At 64.5% G+C, this 14,184-nt stretch carries 12 protein-coding genes; 6 read left to right on the top strand and 6 right to left on the bottom strand.

Annotated features, from left to right (window positions below; translation table 11 throughout):
* Window positions 1-87 precede the first annotated feature (87 nt).
* The gene (locus QYH69_RS09875) at window positions 88-1,473 is read right to left on the bottom strand and encodes an FAD-dependent oxidoreductase (protein WP_308831684.1); all 1,386 of its coding nucleotides are present in this window, start codon (window positions 1,471-1,473) and stop codon (window positions 88-90) included.
* Between the two features lie 221 nt (window positions 1,474-1,694).
* Window positions 1,695-3,644 (bottom strand): ABC transporter ATP-binding protein, encoded by a 1,950-nt coding sequence (locus QYH69_RS09870; protein ID WP_308831683.1) that lies wholly within the window; start codon window positions 3,642-3,644, stop codon window positions 1,695-1,697.
* Window positions 3,645-4,178: 534 nt separating this feature from the next.
* Here QYH69_RS09870 and nthA point away from each other — a divergent pair.
* Genes nthA through QYH69_RS09855 form a run of 3 tightly spaced genes read left to right on the top strand, consistent with a single transcriptional unit; the run spans window position 4,179 to window position 5,951 of the window.
* On the top strand, window positions 4,179-4,859 hold the full coding sequence (gene nthA / locus QYH69_RS09865; RefSeq protein ID WP_308831682.1) for a nitrile hydratase subunit alpha: 681 nt from the start codon (window positions 4,179-4,181) through the stop codon (window positions 4,857-4,859).
* Complete coding sequence (gene nthB / locus QYH69_RS09860) at window positions 4,856-5,533, top strand: nitrile hydratase subunit beta (protein WP_308831681.1); 678 nt, start codon at window positions 4,856-4,858, stop codon at window positions 5,531-5,533. Before nthA ends, nthB begins: the two co-directional genes overlap by 4 nt.
* A gap of 25 nt (window positions 5,534-5,558) precedes the next feature.
* On the top strand, window positions 5,559-5,951 hold the full coding sequence (locus tag QYH69_RS09855; protein WP_308831680.1) for a nitrile hydratase accessory protein: 393 nt from the start codon (window positions 5,559-5,561) through the stop codon (window positions 5,949-5,951).
* A gap of 163 nt (window positions 5,952-6,114) precedes the next feature.
* Here QYH69_RS09855 and QYH69_RS09850 read toward each other — a convergent pair whose 3' ends face one another.
* From QYH69_RS09850 to QYH69_RS09840, 3 genes are all read right to left on the bottom strand, one after another.
* Window positions 6,115-6,744 (bottom strand): hypothetical protein, encoded by a 630-nt coding sequence (locus QYH69_RS09850; protein ID WP_308831679.1) that lies wholly within the window; start codon window positions 6,742-6,744, stop codon window positions 6,115-6,117.
* A gap of 271 nt (window positions 6,745-7,015) precedes the next feature.
* Window positions 7,016-8,392 (bottom strand): gluconate:H+ symporter, encoded by a 1,377-nt coding sequence (locus tag QYH69_RS09845; RefSeq protein WP_308831678.1) that lies wholly within the window; start codon window positions 8,390-8,392, stop codon window positions 7,016-7,018.
* Between the two features lie 181 nt (window positions 8,393-8,573).
* Complete coding sequence (locus tag QYH69_RS09840; RefSeq protein WP_308831677.1) at window positions 8,574-9,458, bottom strand: 2-hydroxy-3-oxopropionate reductase; 885 nt, start codon at window positions 9,456-9,458, stop codon at window positions 8,574-8,576.
* A gap of 376 nt (window positions 9,459-9,834) precedes the next feature.
* Between QYH69_RS09840 and QYH69_RS09835 the strand changes: the two genes are divergently transcribed.
* Window positions 9,835-10,293: a DUF2846 domain-containing protein gene (locus QYH69_RS09835; protein ID WP_308831676.1), complete on the top strand. Its 459-nt coding sequence runs from the start codon at window positions 9,835-9,837 to the stop codon at window positions 10,291-10,293.
* A 159-nt stretch (window positions 10,294-10,452) separates the two neighbouring features.
* On the opposite strand, the gene QYH69_RS09830 is transcribed toward QYH69_RS09835, so the two are convergent.
* The gene (locus tag QYH69_RS09830) at window positions 10,453-11,703 is read right to left on the bottom strand and encodes an MFS transporter (RefSeq protein WP_308831852.1); all 1,251 of its coding nucleotides are present in this window, start codon (window positions 11,701-11,703) and stop codon (window positions 10,453-10,455) included.
* Between the two features lie 432 nt (window positions 11,704-12,135).
* Between QYH69_RS09830 and QYH69_RS09825 the strand changes: the two genes are divergently transcribed.
* Window positions 12,136-12,906, top strand: coding sequence for a FadR/GntR family transcriptional regulator (locus QYH69_RS09825; RefSeq protein WP_308831675.1), 771 nt, complete (start codon window positions 12,136-12,138; stop codon window positions 12,904-12,906).
* Window positions 12,907-13,102: 196 nt separating this feature from the next.
* Window positions 13,103-14,017 carry a 5-dehydro-4-deoxyglucarate dehydratase gene (gene kdgD / locus QYH69_RS09820; RefSeq protein ID WP_308831674.1) on the top strand — a complete coding sequence of 305 codons (915 nt, stop codon included), beginning with the start codon at window positions 13,103-13,105 and terminating at the stop codon, window positions 14,015-14,017.
* Window positions 14,018-14,184: the final 167 nt, after the last annotated feature.

Genomic DNA, 14,184 nt, shown 5'->3' with positions numbered 1-14,184 from the left:
GATGCGTGCTTCAAGCCCGCTTCAAGCCCGCTTCATGCCCGCTTCAAGCCCGCTTCATGCCAGATTCGGGCCGGGTTCACGCCGGGTTCAGACTCTCGGCGGCACCTTCGCAAACAGCAGGTTCAACCCTTCGCCGATGGTCGGATGGCTCAGGATCGCATCGCGCACCGCCGTGTACGGCAGCTTGCCGAGCATCGCCATCTGCACCGCGGACACCACTTCGCCAGCCTGCGTGCCGACCATCGTGAAGCCCACGATCTCGTCCGAATCGGCCGCCACGAGCGCCTTCATGAAACCGGCCGTTTCTTGGTTCGTGCGCGCGCGCGGCACCGCGGCCATCGGCAGCGTCGCGACCCGCACCTTGATGCCTTTCCCCGCGGCTTCCGTTTCGTTGAGGCCGATGCGCGCGAGTTCCGGTTCGATGAAAAGCGCATACGGTATCGTGCGATTCGCCGTCGTGTACGTGCCGCCCGCGAGGCTCGACTTCAGCACACGGTAGTCGTCGAACGATGCGTGCGTGAACATCGGCGTGCCGGCCACTTCGCCGATCGCCCACGTATTGGGCGCGCTCGTCGCGAGCCGTTCGTCGGTGACGATAAAGCCGCGCTCGTCGAGTTTGACGCCGGCTTCCTCGAGGCCGATGTCGCGCGTATTCGGCGTGCGGCCCGCCGCGACGAGAATATGCGTGCCGTCGAGCGTGCTGCCGTCGGTCAGCGTGACACGCACGCTTTTGCCCGAGTGGCCTTCCACCTTGACCGCCCGCGTATTCACGCGCACATCGATGCCGTCCTGCACGAGCGCGGCCGTGATCGCCGCGGCGACGTCCGCGTCTTCGCGCATCGCGACGCGCGGGGCTTCCTGCAGCAGCGTCACGCGGCTGCCGAGACGCCGGAACGCCTGCGCCATTTCGAGACCGATATAGCCGCCGCCGAACACGATCAGATGCTCGGGCAGCGTGTCGAGTTCGAGCGCTTCGACGTGCGTGAGCGGCGCGGCATAACGCAGGCCGTCGATATCGGGAACCGCGGCGGTCGTGCCCGTGTTGATGAAGGCGTGATCGCCGAACACGACGCGCTGGTCGCCGTTCGCGAGCGTCACTTCGATCGTGCGCGGCGCAATGAAGCGGCCATCGCCGATGATCAGGTCGAGCCCGGACGTCTGGAACGCGCTCATATTGATGTCGACCATTCCGTCCACGATCGAGCGCACGCGCTGATAGACGCGCTTCATATCGAGCCCGCCTGCTTGCGGCGCGGCGCCGAGCTTTTCGGCCTCGCGGGCCGCGTGCATGAGCCGCGCAGTCTGAATCAGCGATTTCGTCGGAATACACGCGACATTGATACAGGAGCCGCCGATCATGCCGCGCTCTACCACGGCGACTTTCCGGCCGGCTTTCGCCAGTTCGACCGCGAGCGTCTTGCCGCCTTTGCCGCCGCCGAGAAACACATACTCAAACCGTTCGACTGGTGCCATTGCCTTAACCTCCGGGATCCGTTCGCTGCCGGACTGCGCTGTTGCGCCCGGCCTGAAAAGAATCGTAGGGCAGGGGGTTAAGCGCCGATATGATCCATCGTCGCAAAGGCATGCTCGCACGGATCAAATCGTTCAGCAGCGAGGCGAAGACAAGGTTTTGCCGCTGCCGGCAGATAGCGGCAGATAAGCGGCAGTTGCGGGCCGCAAGGCGCGGCTAACGCTTACCGGTTTGCGCTGATCGGCCCGAGCCCGTGGGTCGCGCTCGGGTCGCCTGCGTACTCGACGGGCGGCGCTGCGCTCGCCTCGTCGATCGCGCTGTCGGCATCGTGAGTTGCGCCGCTGCCGGCGCGGCTGCCGTCGTCGAGCATGCCCTTCGCGAGTTCGACTGCCTGACGCGTGAAAAGCCGGCGGTACAGGCCGTTTTCGCGCTCGATCAGCCGTTCGTGCGGGCCTTCCTCGACGATGCGGCCTTTGTCGAGCACGAGCAGCCGGTCGAGCGAGCGCACGGTGGACAGCCGGTGCGCGACGACGAGCGTCGTGCGTCCCGCCATCAGCCGCTCCATCGATTGCTGGATCAGCACCTCGCTTTCGCTGTCGAGGCTCGACGTCGCTTCGTCGAAAATCAGCACGGGCGCGTCGGCGAGAAACGCGCGCGCGATCGCGATGCGCTGCCGCTCGCCGCCCGAGAGCTTGACGCCGCGCTCGCCGACGAGCGTGTCGTAGCCTTGCGGCAACGCGTCGATAAATTCATGCGCGCTGGCCAGACGCGCGGCGCGCTCGATTTCCGCGAGCGTCGCATCAGGGCGCGCGTACGCGATGTTCTCGGCGAGCGAACGGTGAAACAGCACCGGTTCCTGCTGGACGATCGCGATCTGCCGGCGCAGCGACGCCTGCTGTACCTGCGCGATATCCTGGCCGTCGATCGTGATGCGGCCCGCGTCGATGTCGTAGAGCCGCTGGATCAGCTTGACGAAGGTCGTCTTGCCCGAGCCCGAGTGGCCTACGAGCCCGATGCGCTCGCCCGGCGCAATGCGGATCGACAGATCTTCGTAGAGCGGCGCCTGCGCCGCGCCATAGCGGAACGTCACGTGTTCGAAGCGGATTTCGCCGCGCACGATGTCGATCGGACGCGCGCCCGGCCTGTCTTCGATGCCGAGCGGTTCGTGCTCGAGCGCGACGAGCTCTTCCATATCGTTGATCGAGCGCTGCAGGTTGCGCACGTGCTGGCCGATGTCGCGCAGATAGCCTTGCAGCATGAAGAAGGTGGTCAGGGCGAACGTGATGTCGCCGACGCTCGCCTTGTCGTGCGTCCACAGCCAGAGCGCCGTGCCGACGATCGCCGCCTGCATCAGCACGAGCATCGCGCTTTGCAGGCCGCCGTTGGTCGTGCCGCGGCTCCACGTGCGGCGCGTGCGCTTGCTCCATTTCGCGATGACACGCGCGAGCCGGGCTTCCTCGCGATGTTCGGCGCCGAACGCCTTGACCACCGCGTTGCAACTGACGGCATCCGCGAGCGAGCCGCCAAGACGCGTGTCCCACATATTGGCGAGCCGTGCCGACGGCGCGACATAGCGCAGCGACAGCGTGGCCGTCACGCCGATATAGAGCAGCGAGCCGACGCCGACGATCGCACCCATCACTGGCCAGCGCGTGCCGAGCACGATTGTCGTGCCGATCAGCATCACGCAGGAGGGCATCAGCGTAATCAGCAAGGTGTCGTTGAGCAGATCGAGCGCCCAGATGCCGCGCGTGATCTTTCGCACGGTCGAGCCCGCGAAGCTGTTCGCATGCCAGTCGGTCGCAAAGCGCTGCACGCGGTGAAAGCCGCTCGCGGCGATCTCGCTCATCATGCGCAGCGTCATCGTGATGATGTTGCGATAGACGAGCTGGCGCAGCACCATGCCCGTGAAGCCGAGCGCAATCAATGCGCCGAACGCGTGCGACGCGGCGTCCCACGCCTGCGCCTTCGCGGCCACGCTGGCGGCGCCGGCGGACAGCGCATCGACGAGCCGTCCGGCGAACAGCGGCGTCATCACGTCGGCGAGCGCGCCGCACAGCGCGAACGCCGCGACCGTGGCGACGCGCGCCGGCTGCCGCCACCAGTGTGCGAATACAAAAGCGAGGACGCTGCGAAATGCCTGCGTGCCTTGAGCGGTTTTCCTGTCGGCCATGTGCGACGACGCGCGGGCCAATGGGCCGCGCGCTTACCTCGTGTGTTTGAAGAAGCGAAGAACGAAGGGCTGCGCGAGCGGGCGCAATCAATAACGATGCGGTGGCCGGCCTGCCGCCCGAAATGCGACGGCCAGACAATTCCGGTTGGGATGATCGTGCAACCGAAGCGCACTGCCCGGTACGCTACTGGATGCACGGCTGGGTGCACTGCGGGCTATCGCCAGCGCATCATCGTCGATGGACTCGTTCGTTAGACGAAACCGCAATTGTACCGCCCGAGCGAGGCGCGCGTGCGACGCGTGTCCGCCGCCGCGAGCGCCGGTCGATACGCGCGGTGAGATGCGTGCGCATCGTCTGAAGATTGCATTCGTCAGCCTGGCAAACGATACTGAGTGGGTCGCTTCGTTATCCGTCGCGACCGTCGCCCATGCCCGTCGATGCGGCACGTCAAACAGAAAATCGACGAGTACATCGACAACACATCGGCGAGGCACGCCGATCAGCCACCTTCCGCATTCGGGAATCGAACCGCGATGAGCCACGAAAACCCCATACCGCACGATCCGCATGAAGCCGGGCATGAACACGGCCATGACCATGCCCACGAGGGCAGCGCCTTATCGGAAATGGAGCTGCGCGTGCGCGCGCTCGAGTCGCTGCTGGTCGAGAAGGGCTACGTCGACCCGCAGGCGCTCGACGTGCTGATCGAAACTTACGAGCATCAGATCGGACCGCGCAACGGCGCGCGCGTGGTCGCGCGCGCGTGGAGCGATCCGCAATACCGCGCGTGGCTGCTCGACGACGCGACCGCCGCGATCGCGTCGCTCGGCTATTCGGGCCGCGGCGGCGAACATATGGTCGTGCTCGAGAACACGCCGCGCGTGCACAACATGGTCGTCTGCACGCTGTGTTCGTGCTATCCATGGCCGGTGCTCGGCTTGCCGCCGGTCTGGTACAAGTCGGCGCCATACCGCTCGCGCGTCGTGATCGATCCGCGCGGCGTGCTGAAAGAGTTCGGCTACGAGTTGCCCGAAGACGTCGAATTCCGCGTCTGGGATTCGACGTCCGAATTGCGCTATCTCGTGCTGCCGATGCGTCCCGAAGGAACCGATGGCTTCAGCGAAGAGGCGCTCGCGGAACTCGTCACGCGCGACTCGATGATCGGCACGGGCTTGCCGCATGCGTCCCGAGACGCGCAAGGAGTACGCGCATGAACGGCGCACACGATATGGGCGGCATGCAGAGCTTCGGCCCCGTGCAGCCCGAGCGCGACGAGCCGATCTTCCACGCGGACTGGGAGCCGCGCGTCCTTGCGCTGACGCTCGCGATGGGCGCGACAGGCACGTGGAATATCGACATGTCGCGCGCAGCGCGCGAAAGTCTGCCTCCCGCGCGGTACCTCGCCGATACGTACTACGAGATCTGGTTCGACGGCCTTTGCAAGCTGCTGATCGAACACGGCCTCGCCACTGCGGAAGAAATCGAAGCGGGCAGGCCGGCGGGGCCGGCCGCGCGCCTCAAGCGCGTGCTTGAGGCAGCGCAAGTGCGCCCGACGTTGTCACGCGGCTTTCCATACGACAGGCCGATGGCCGATCCGGCGCGCTTTGTCGCCGGCGACGCGGTGCGCGCGCGCGAAATGAATCCGGCGACGCACACGCGCTTGCCGCGCTATTGTCGCGGCAAGCGCGGCGAAATCGTCGCGGTGCGCGGTGCGCATGTGTTTCCCGATGCACATGCGATCGGGCAGGGCGAGCAGCCGCGCTGGCTTTATACCGTGCGCTTCGCGGCGGCGGAGCTGTGGGGCGACGATACGAGCGCCGCATCGGTATGCGTCGACTGCTGGGAACCGTACCTCGAACCCGCGGGCGAGCATGGACAGGAACACTGAGCGCGCCGGAACAGGCGCGAAAGCTATGACAACCATGACAACGACAGTCGCTGCGCATGCAGGGTTGGGCGAATCGTCGGACCTGCTTGCGCACCTGCCGGAATTGCCGCGCGACGGCAACGCCCCCGTCTTCAACGCGCCGTGGGAAGCGGCCGCGTTTGCGATGACGCTCGCGCTCTATCGCCGCGGCGTTTTCACATGGGCCGAGTGGGCCGCGTATCTGCACGACGCGATTCGCGACGCGCAATCGGCCGGCGACCCCGATCGCGGCGACACGTATTACCGGCACTGGCTGACCGCGCTCGAGCGCATCGCCGCGGCGAAAGGCTGCGTGACGCCCGCGGGATTGCTGGAGCGGCGCGAGGCATGGGATCGGGCCGCGCGCCGCACGCCGCATGGCCAGCCCATCGAGCTATGAACGTTTGATTCTCTGCGTGACGAGACGCGGCACGCGCGGATACCGGTTCAAGGCGAAAACGCTGCGACGCAAGCGCATGAGTCGCAGCACCGACGTACCCGACGTACCGCCGTCCCCCGCAAGGTACCGCGGCCAACCCGCGTCCTGCACCGCAGATCCGGCATTACTGATTGGAAACCGACGTTCCCGAATGAACCTGTTGTACGCGAGGCGCCGCTGCCTGCGTGACGGCGCGCATCACGCCGCCGTGATATATGGCGACGACGTTGCCGTTCGCATCCTTTTCGACGGCGTCCCACGGCGCGTTGTGACGGAAGGTGCCTGTCAGCGAGCCGCCGTCCGAGCGATGAATAACGGCATCGCCTTCGAGCAGGCCGGCGGTGAAATCGCCGGCAACCCAGTCGCCGGTCGGCCAGCGTTTGACGCCTTTGCCGTCCGGCATGCCGTCGCGCAAGCTGCCTTGATAGACGAAACCGTCGCCGAGAATCACCTGACCGGGAATGTCCGGCGGATTCGGGTCGGCCGGATTGATTGTCGAAGCGGCGGCGGCCGACGTGGCCGACGGAGCGGCCGCAGTACTGGACGACGAATCGCCCGAGCCGGACGCATTCGCGTTGACCGCATTGGCAACGGGCGGAATGGCGCCGATCGCGTTCGCGTTCGTTTGAGTGCTGCGTGCAGCAGCGCCACTATCGTCGGCTGATGCAATGGCCGGCACAATCAGGGAAATTGTTGCGACGGCAACCGTCAAGGCGACAATCGGCGGGCGGGGTGACTTGTTTGCGGACAGCACGGTGATCTCCTTGAAGTCGACTTGATGAAGGAAGCCGTGTCAGCGAAGAAAACTAGCTCGGATACCGTGCGAACACAATGGTGTCATGCATCGATGTGTGCGTTGATGCACAGTCGCAGATCACATGATAAGAAGAACGTGCTATAGGCGCATGGCTTCGTCATTTCATATGCGCTGAGCTCGCGCGCCATGCATGCGCGGCGAAACGCATGCATGGCATGGCCGCCGCGCGAACGCATTGCATCTTTCGTCGCGCGTTATCGAAGCGCACTCAGGTCAGCACGCTCCATAACGCGAGCGTCAGCACGAGACCGACGACCGATACGATGGTCTGCAAAATCGACCAGACGAAAACCGTCTGCTTTAACTGGAGTCCGAAATACTCGCGGACCATCCAGAATCCCGCGTCGTTGACATGACAGAAGAATACCGACCCCGCGCCGATCGCAAGCGCGAGCAGCGAGTTGTGCGTGACTGACAGGCCCGTCACCACGGGCGCAACGATGCCCGCGGTCGTCGTGGTTGCGACCGTGGCGGACCCCGTGGCCTGGCGTAATGCGACAGCGATGAGCCAGGCGAGCACGAGCAGCGGCAGATGAGCGCCGACCGCGATCTTGCCGATCGTCGTACTGATGCCCGCGACGACGAGCGTCTGTTTCAGGCCGCCGCCCGCACCGATCGTGAGCAGCAGCGCGGCGATCGGCGGCAGGCTTTTGCGCAGAATGCCGCCCACGCGCTCGCGCGGCATGCCGCGCGACCACCCGAGCGCCACGATCGCGAAGAGCACGGTGAGGCCGAGTGCGACGAGCGGCTCGCCGAGGAAATCGAGCGCGTCGTGGGCCAGCGTGTTCGGCTCGAGCGCAAGCTTTGCCACGGTGCGTCCAAGCATCAGCACGACGGGCAACAAAATCGTGCTGAGCGAGATCGCAAAGCCGGGCAACGCGGACGACGCCGTTTCGGAGCGGAACAGCTTGCCCATCTCGTCGGGCTCGGCGATCTGCATGCGTTTCGCGAGCCAGCCGCCGTAGACGGGTCCCGCGAGAATCACAGCCGGAATCGCGACGATCAGGCCGAGGCCTAACGTCAGGCCGAGATCCGCATGCAGCGCGCTGACCGCGATCAGCGGTCCCGGATGCGGCGGCAGCAGTGCATGCAGCGTCGTCATGCCGGCGAGCGCGGGAATCGCGATGCGCAGGATCGGCTGCTGCGCGCGGCGCGCCATCACGAAGATGATCGGCACCATCATCACGAGGCCTACTTCGAAGAACAGCGGCAAGCCGATGATGATCGCGACGAGCGCCATCATCCACGGCAGCCGACGTGGCGTCGACAGATCGAGGATCGTGGTGACGAGGCGGTCGGCCGCGCCCGAATCGGCCATCAGCGCACCGAGCATCGCACCGAGCGCGATGATGATGCCGATGTCGCCGAGCAGCGCGCCTGCGCCTTTACTGAATGCGCTCGCAACCGCTTCGAGCGGCAAGCCCGCGCTAAAGCCGGCCGCGAACGTGCCGACGAGAATCGACAGGAATGGCGCGAGTTTTAGCGCACTGATAGAAACGATGATGATCGAGAGGCCCAATGCGCACGAGAAAATCAGGCGCGTATCGTGCGCGGACCAAGGGGTAAAGGTGGCTGTAAGGTGCACTATGTCTCCGCATGCGTGTCAGGACAGCCGGGACGGTGCGTGCGATGTCACGCCGGCCGCCCGCGGGCCAGCGAGATTTTAGCGGTTGCCGAAGATGGGATGCGAGAGGACGTGAGCCGTTTCTTGCATGCGGAGCGCGGACCGATGCGCTCCGCTCATGCGCGGTTCGGTTCGGTTCGGATCAACCGGCGATTCGATGCGCGGACAACGTTTCGATTGCCTGGCACAGCGCCGAGTGGTCGAGGTCGCCGAAGCCGAGCGCCATGCATGCGTTCATCAGCTGCTGCATCGCGCCGGTATTGGGCAGCGAAACGCCGAGCGCTTTCGCGCCTTCGTTCGCGAGGCCGATGTCCTTCTGATGCAGATTGATGCGGAAGCCCGGGTTGAACGTGCGCTTGATCATGCGTTCGCCGTGTACCTCGAGCACGCGCGACGACGCGAAACCGCCCATCAGCGCTTCGCGCACCTTCGCCGGATCGGCGCCGGCCTTCGAGGCGAACAGCAGCGCTTCGGCCACGGCCTGAATGTTCAGCGCCACGATGATCTGATTCGCGACCTTCGCGGTCTGGCCGTCGCCGTTGTTGCCGACGAGCGTGATGTTCTTGCCCATCAGCTCGAAGAGCGGCTTGACCTTGTCGAACACCGGCTGCGGGCCGCCGATCATGATCGTCAGCGACGCGGCTTTCGCGCCGACTTCGCCGCCCGAGACAGGCGCGTCGAGATAGTCGCTGCCGAGGTCGTTGATACGCTTTGCGAAGCCTTTGGTGGCGATCGGCGAAATCGAGCTCATGTCGACGACGGTCTTGCCTTTGCCGAGCGTCGACGTGACGCCGTTGTCGCCGAACAGCACCGCCTCGACATGCGGCGTATCGGGCACCATCAGGAACACGATGTCCGCTTCGCGTGCGACTTCGGCGGGCGATGCGCACGCCTTGCCGCCTTGCTTGACGAGTTCGTCGGGCACGCCTGAGCGGCTGTGCAGAAAGAGCGTGTGGCCGCCTTTGATCAGGTTGGCCGCCATCGGCGTGCCCATGATGCCCAGTCCAATAAAGCCAGCTTTTGCCATGGTGTCCTCTTGAGTCCTCTGATGGGTGATGGGGGAGTGGGGTCCGCTGGGGATGGCGGATTCCGCGATGGTACCCGGAGTCGCGAGCTAGGGTCGGCCGAATGCGATCGACATAGATGAAAGGTACATTACGGCGCGAACCATTTCATGACGCATCGAAACTGATATTCCCGCGAGAATTGCAATGCGAAACATCAGGACTGTGAAATCCTTTCCCGCAGCAGCGGCGCTGTCTCCAATGGAGTTCCGCCTGATCTTGCCTTGTTAAAGAATTCGCCTCTGCAGCCGTAATCAGGAATGCCGTGCCAAGGCGCTCCGTGTCGAGGTCCTGGCCGAGCATCAGTCGACTATCAAACAGAATCCACGGGGACACTGGATGAAAACACTCTATCGGACGCTCCTTTTTTCGGCCGGCGTCGCATTGGTTGCAACAGGCTGCGCATCCGGGCCACAGTACAAGGAAATTGCGTCTTCGATACCGACGCTCGCTTCCGACCATGGCCGCATCTATTTCTTCCGTGCGGATGCGTTCGGCGGAGCGATGATTCAACCGGAGATCAAGCTTAACGATCAAGTCGTCGGTCGTTCAGTAGCGGGGGGATTTTTCTACGTTGACGAAGCTCCGGGCGATTACACCGTCTCCACCGCAACGGAAGTGAAAAGAGAAGTTACGTTCACGTTGCACGCCGGCGATACGAAATACGTCCGCACGTCGATCAGCATGGGAATTCTGGTCGGGCATATCACGCCGACGCTGGACGATCCGGACACCGCGCCAAAGGAAATCGAGAATCTCAAATACACGGGCGTGAAAACCGGCACGGTCACGCAATAGCGCTTGAGCACCATGGCTTGCGAGGTGGACGACGTACCGTCCACCCTCGGATCGCTTGCGCGCGAGCCGGACAGACACCGTGCGAGCGCCGCAGCTGTAACCCGAAAGCGCGCGCCTGACCCGCAACCGGCGACCGGACGCCAGTTCGAACATCGCCGTTCATCCAACCGACCTTGGCGCGCCACTTGCATCATGCCCAGGCGTGCGCTTCGTCGGCACATCGCGCGCGAGAAACGCAGCGAGCGCTGCGATCACCGAAATCACGCCAAGTCCGTAGAGTCCGCCCGTAATCGACCCCGTGTGCTCCTGCAGGTAGCCGAACGTGGCTGGCGCAAAGAAACCACCTAGATTGCCGAGCGAATTGATCAGCGCGATCATCCCGGCCGCGATCTTCGCATCGAGATAATCCTGCGGAATCGGCCAGAACAGCGATGCTGCCGCCTTGAAGCCGAGCGCCGAAATACAGATGCCGACGAACGCGAATACCGGACCGCCTTTCGTCGATGCGAACAGGCCGACCGCTGCGACGATCAGCGCAGTCGCAAGCCATGCCTGCTGATGACGCCAGCGGCGCGACAACAGCGCAAAGCCATACATGCTGCCGATTGCGAGCAGCCATGGAATCGCATTGAGCAGGCCCACCTGAAAGTCGCTGAGGCCGCCCATCTTGCGGATGATCGTCGGCAGCCAGAACGTTGCCGCATAAATCGTCAGCTGGATCGCGAAGTAGAGCAGGCAGAACAGAATCAGTTGCGGGTCGCGCAGCAGTGCACCGATCGGCAGCTTGCCGCCGCGCGCAGCTTCCCGTTCGTCCTGCTCGGCGGCGATGGTCGTTTCGAGGGCCTGCTGTTCGTCGCGCGTGAGCCACCTCGCTTCCGACGGGTGCGACTTCAGGAGCACCCAGCAAAGGCCGCACAGCGCGACCGAAAAGAGTCCTTCGATAAGGAACATCCATTGCCAGCCCGCGAGGCCGAGACCGCGCACCGACAGCAACGCGCCCGTAATCGGCCCCGACAACACCGATGCAAAAGCGGAGCCGCCAAGAAACACCGCGACCGCCTCGCCACGTTCGCGACGCGGAAACCACTGCGTGAAGTAAAAGACCACGCCCGGGAAGAAACCCGCTTCCGCGATGCCGAGCAGAAAGCGCAGCGTATAAAACGAGGCCGGCCCCTGAATGAACGCCATTGCCGCGGCAACGATGCCCCAGGTGAACATGATCCGCGTGAGCCAGGCGCGTGCGCCGAACTTCTGCATCAGCACGTTCGACGGCACCTCGAAAATCGCATAGCCGACAAAAAACAGACCGCTGCCGAGGCCAAACGCGGCCGCGCCGATGCCGAGATCCACTTTCAGATGCGAGGCGACGAAACCGAGATTGACGCGATCGATGTAGTTCGCGATGAACATCACGAGCAGCAGCGGAAACAGGCGCCGCTTTGCCTTGCTGACGGCGCGCGCGAGCGTCGCGGGATCGGAAAAGGGGGAAGCGAGAGGCACAGCGAATCTCCGGAAGCGAGGCAACGCAGAAACGCTCGCGGGCGGTGTCTGGCATCCGTGGAAACAACAGGTGGACGAACTACCGTGCGAGCAATGGGGCGCTGCTAGTTATATGTCATCGTACATCAGTGTGCGGGGCTCGCTCGCGCGGACCAATCCGGAGTAACCCTGGCAAGCCTGTGCCGGAACGCGGAACCAGCACCTTTGCAGCCGCGCGGTTGCAGTCGGTACGGCGATTGTCGAAGTACGCTGCGCCTGTGTCAGCCGATCGAGGTCATCGTACAAGGCCTGCTTCGCCTCTATAATGGGGTTCCGTTACCGCTCGCCACCTTGGCGCCCGCCATGCCTCAAGCTCCCGAAGCGCGCCCGCTGCGCCGCTCCCGCAATCTGACCGAGGAAGTCGTCGCCGAGCTGTCCGGGCGTATCCGCGGCGGTGCGCTGCGCCCCGGCGACAAGATGCCGACCGAGTCCGAGATCATGAATCAGCTCGGCGTGAGCCGCACCGTGGTGCGCGAGGCCATCTCGCGCCTGCAGGCCGCGCGCCTCGTGCAGACGCGCCACGGCATCGGCACCTTCGTGCTCGAGCCGCAGGAGCAGGAGAGCTTGCTCGGCGGCGTGCCGAGCGAGCTGACGGTACGCGACGTGATGGCCATACTGGAACTGCGCATCAGCCTTGAGGCCGAGGCGGCCGGGCTCGCCGCACTGCGCCGCACGGACGGGAACCTGAAGGAAATGCGCCGCGCGCTGGACGAATTCCAGCAACACGTCGCCGAGCGAACCGGCAATGCGGTTGCCGCCGACGTGGCGTTCCACCTCGAGCTCGCAAAGGCGACCGGCAACCGCTATTTCCACAGCATCCTGAGCCAGCTGGGCAACACGATCATCCCGCGCACGCGCGTGAATTCGGCGGCGCTTGCGCACAACGACCCCGAGACATATCTCGACCGCGTCAATCGCGAGCACGAGGACATCTACGATGCGATCGAGCGGCGCGACTCCGAATCGGCGCGCGCGGCGATGCGCATGCATCTGTCGAACAGCCGCGAACGGCTGCGCCGCGCTCAGGAAGCGGGAACCGGGCAGGGCGCCGGCAAGACGGCGCAATCGGCTTGAGCCGGCCGGCCGCGCCGATCGGCGGATCCGGTCGGCCCGGTCGCATATGTGCGGTTGCGTTTTGTCCACTTGATCCGCTTCGACGTACGTTGTACGATGACATATAACACGCACGGACTCATCGGAATTGCCTCGTCCGTCATCCTGCAAATTTCGTCGCGCGCGCCCGATGCGCACCCATAGGACAGTCTCCATCATGACCGCACCGCAAGAATTGAAGCAGATCGTCTCCGAAGGCCTGCTGTCGTTCCCCGTCACCGATTTCGACCGGGACGGAAACTTCAACGCGAAGACGTACGCGCAACGTCTCGAATGGCTCGCACCGTATGGCGCGACCGCATTGTTCGCCGCGGGCGGCACCGGCGAGTTTTTCTCGCTGACGCCCGCCGAGTACACGGACGTCGTGCGTACCGCGGTCGAGACCTGCGCAGGCAAGGTGCCGATTCTCGCGGGCGCGGGCGGCCCGACACGTACGGCGATCGCGTATGCAAAAGAAGCGCAGCGTGTCGGTGCAAAGGGCCTGCTGTTGATGCCGCATTACCTGACCGAAGCGAGCCAGGACGGCATCGCGGCGCACGTCGAGCAGGTCTGCAAGGCCATCGATATCGGCGTGATCGTTTATAACCGCGCGAATTCGAAGCTCGGCGCCGATGCGCTCGCGCGCCTCGCCGACCGCTGCCCGAATCTGATCGGCTTCAAGGACGGTGTCGGCGACATCGAATTGATGGTGCAGATTCGCCGCAAGCTCGGCGACCGCTTTTCGTATCTCGGCGGCCTGCCGACCGCAGAAGTGTATGCCGCCGCGTATAAGGCGCTGGGCGTGCCCGTCTATTCGTCGGCGGTGTTCAACTTCATTCCGAAAACGGCGATGCAGTTCTACCGCGCACTTGCCGCCGACGATCACGCGACGATCGGCGAACTGCTCGATACGTTCTTCCTGCCGTACCTCGAAATCCGCAACCGCCGCGCGGGCTACGCGGTCAGCATCGTGAAGGCGGGTGCGAAGCTCGTCGGCCGCGATGCGGGTCCGGTGCGCGCGCCGCTCACCGATCTCACGGACGCCGAGTTCGGCATGCTCGACACGCTGATCAAGAAAGCCGGCGCGCAGTAAACGGAGCGCCATTGCGATGAATCTGCACTCCCAATCTGCCAATACCGGTGTCGGCGCACCCGCCGGCACACCTGTCGTCGCCGAACTGACCGTCAAGTCGGAGGCCAAGCGGTCTTAGGAAGACAAAACATTCTACCAACTCCTTGGCTCACAGAACGACATGGCTA

The sequence above is a fragment of the Paraburkholderia sp. SARCC-3016 genome (genome assembly GCF_031119615.1).
Lineage (GTDB): Bacteria > Pseudomonadota > Gammaproteobacteria > Burkholderiales > Burkholderiaceae > Paraburkholderia.
The sequence above is the reverse complement of the archived record's forward strand: the minus strand, read 5'-3'. Positions and strand labels throughout refer to the sequence as shown.

Coding starts and splice junctions, on each gene's coding strand:
- QYH69_RS09875 (WP_308831684.1), bottom strand. CDS start 1,473: ATGGCACCAGTCGAACGGTTTGAGTATGTGTTTCTCGGCGGCGGCAAA.
- nthA (WP_308831682.1), top strand. CDS start 4,179: ATGAGCCACGAAAACCCCATACCGCACGATCCGCATGAAGCCGGGCAT.
- QYH69_RS09855 (WP_308831680.1), top strand. CDS start 5,559: ATGACAACCATGACAACGACAGTCGCTGCGCATGCAGGGTTGGGCGAA.
- QYH69_RS09830 (WP_308831852.1), bottom strand. CDS start 11,703: ATGTTCATCGCGAACTACATCGATCGCGTCAATCTCGGTTTCGTCGCC.
- QYH69_RS09840 (WP_308831677.1), bottom strand. CDS start 9,458: ATGGCAAAAGCTGGCTTTATTGGACTGGGCATCATGGGCACGCCGATG.
- QYH69_RS09870 (WP_308831683.1), bottom strand. CDS start 3,644: ATGGCCGACAGGAAAACCGCTCAAGGCACGCAGGCATTTCGCAGCGTC.
- QYH69_RS09835 (WP_308831676.1), top strand. CDS start 9,835: ATGAAAACACTCTATCGGACGCTCCTTTTTTCGGCCGGCGTCGCATTG.
- kdgD (WP_308831674.1), top strand. CDS start 13,103: ATGACCGCACCGCAAGAATTGAAGCAGATCGTCTCCGAAGGCCTGCTG.
- nthB (WP_308831681.1), top strand. CDS start 4,856: ATGAACGGCGCACACGATATGGGCGGCATGCAGAGCTTCGGCCCCGTG.
- QYH69_RS09825 (WP_308831675.1), top strand. CDS start 12,136: ATGCCTCAAGCTCCCGAAGCGCGCCCGCTGCGCCGCTCCCGCAATCTG.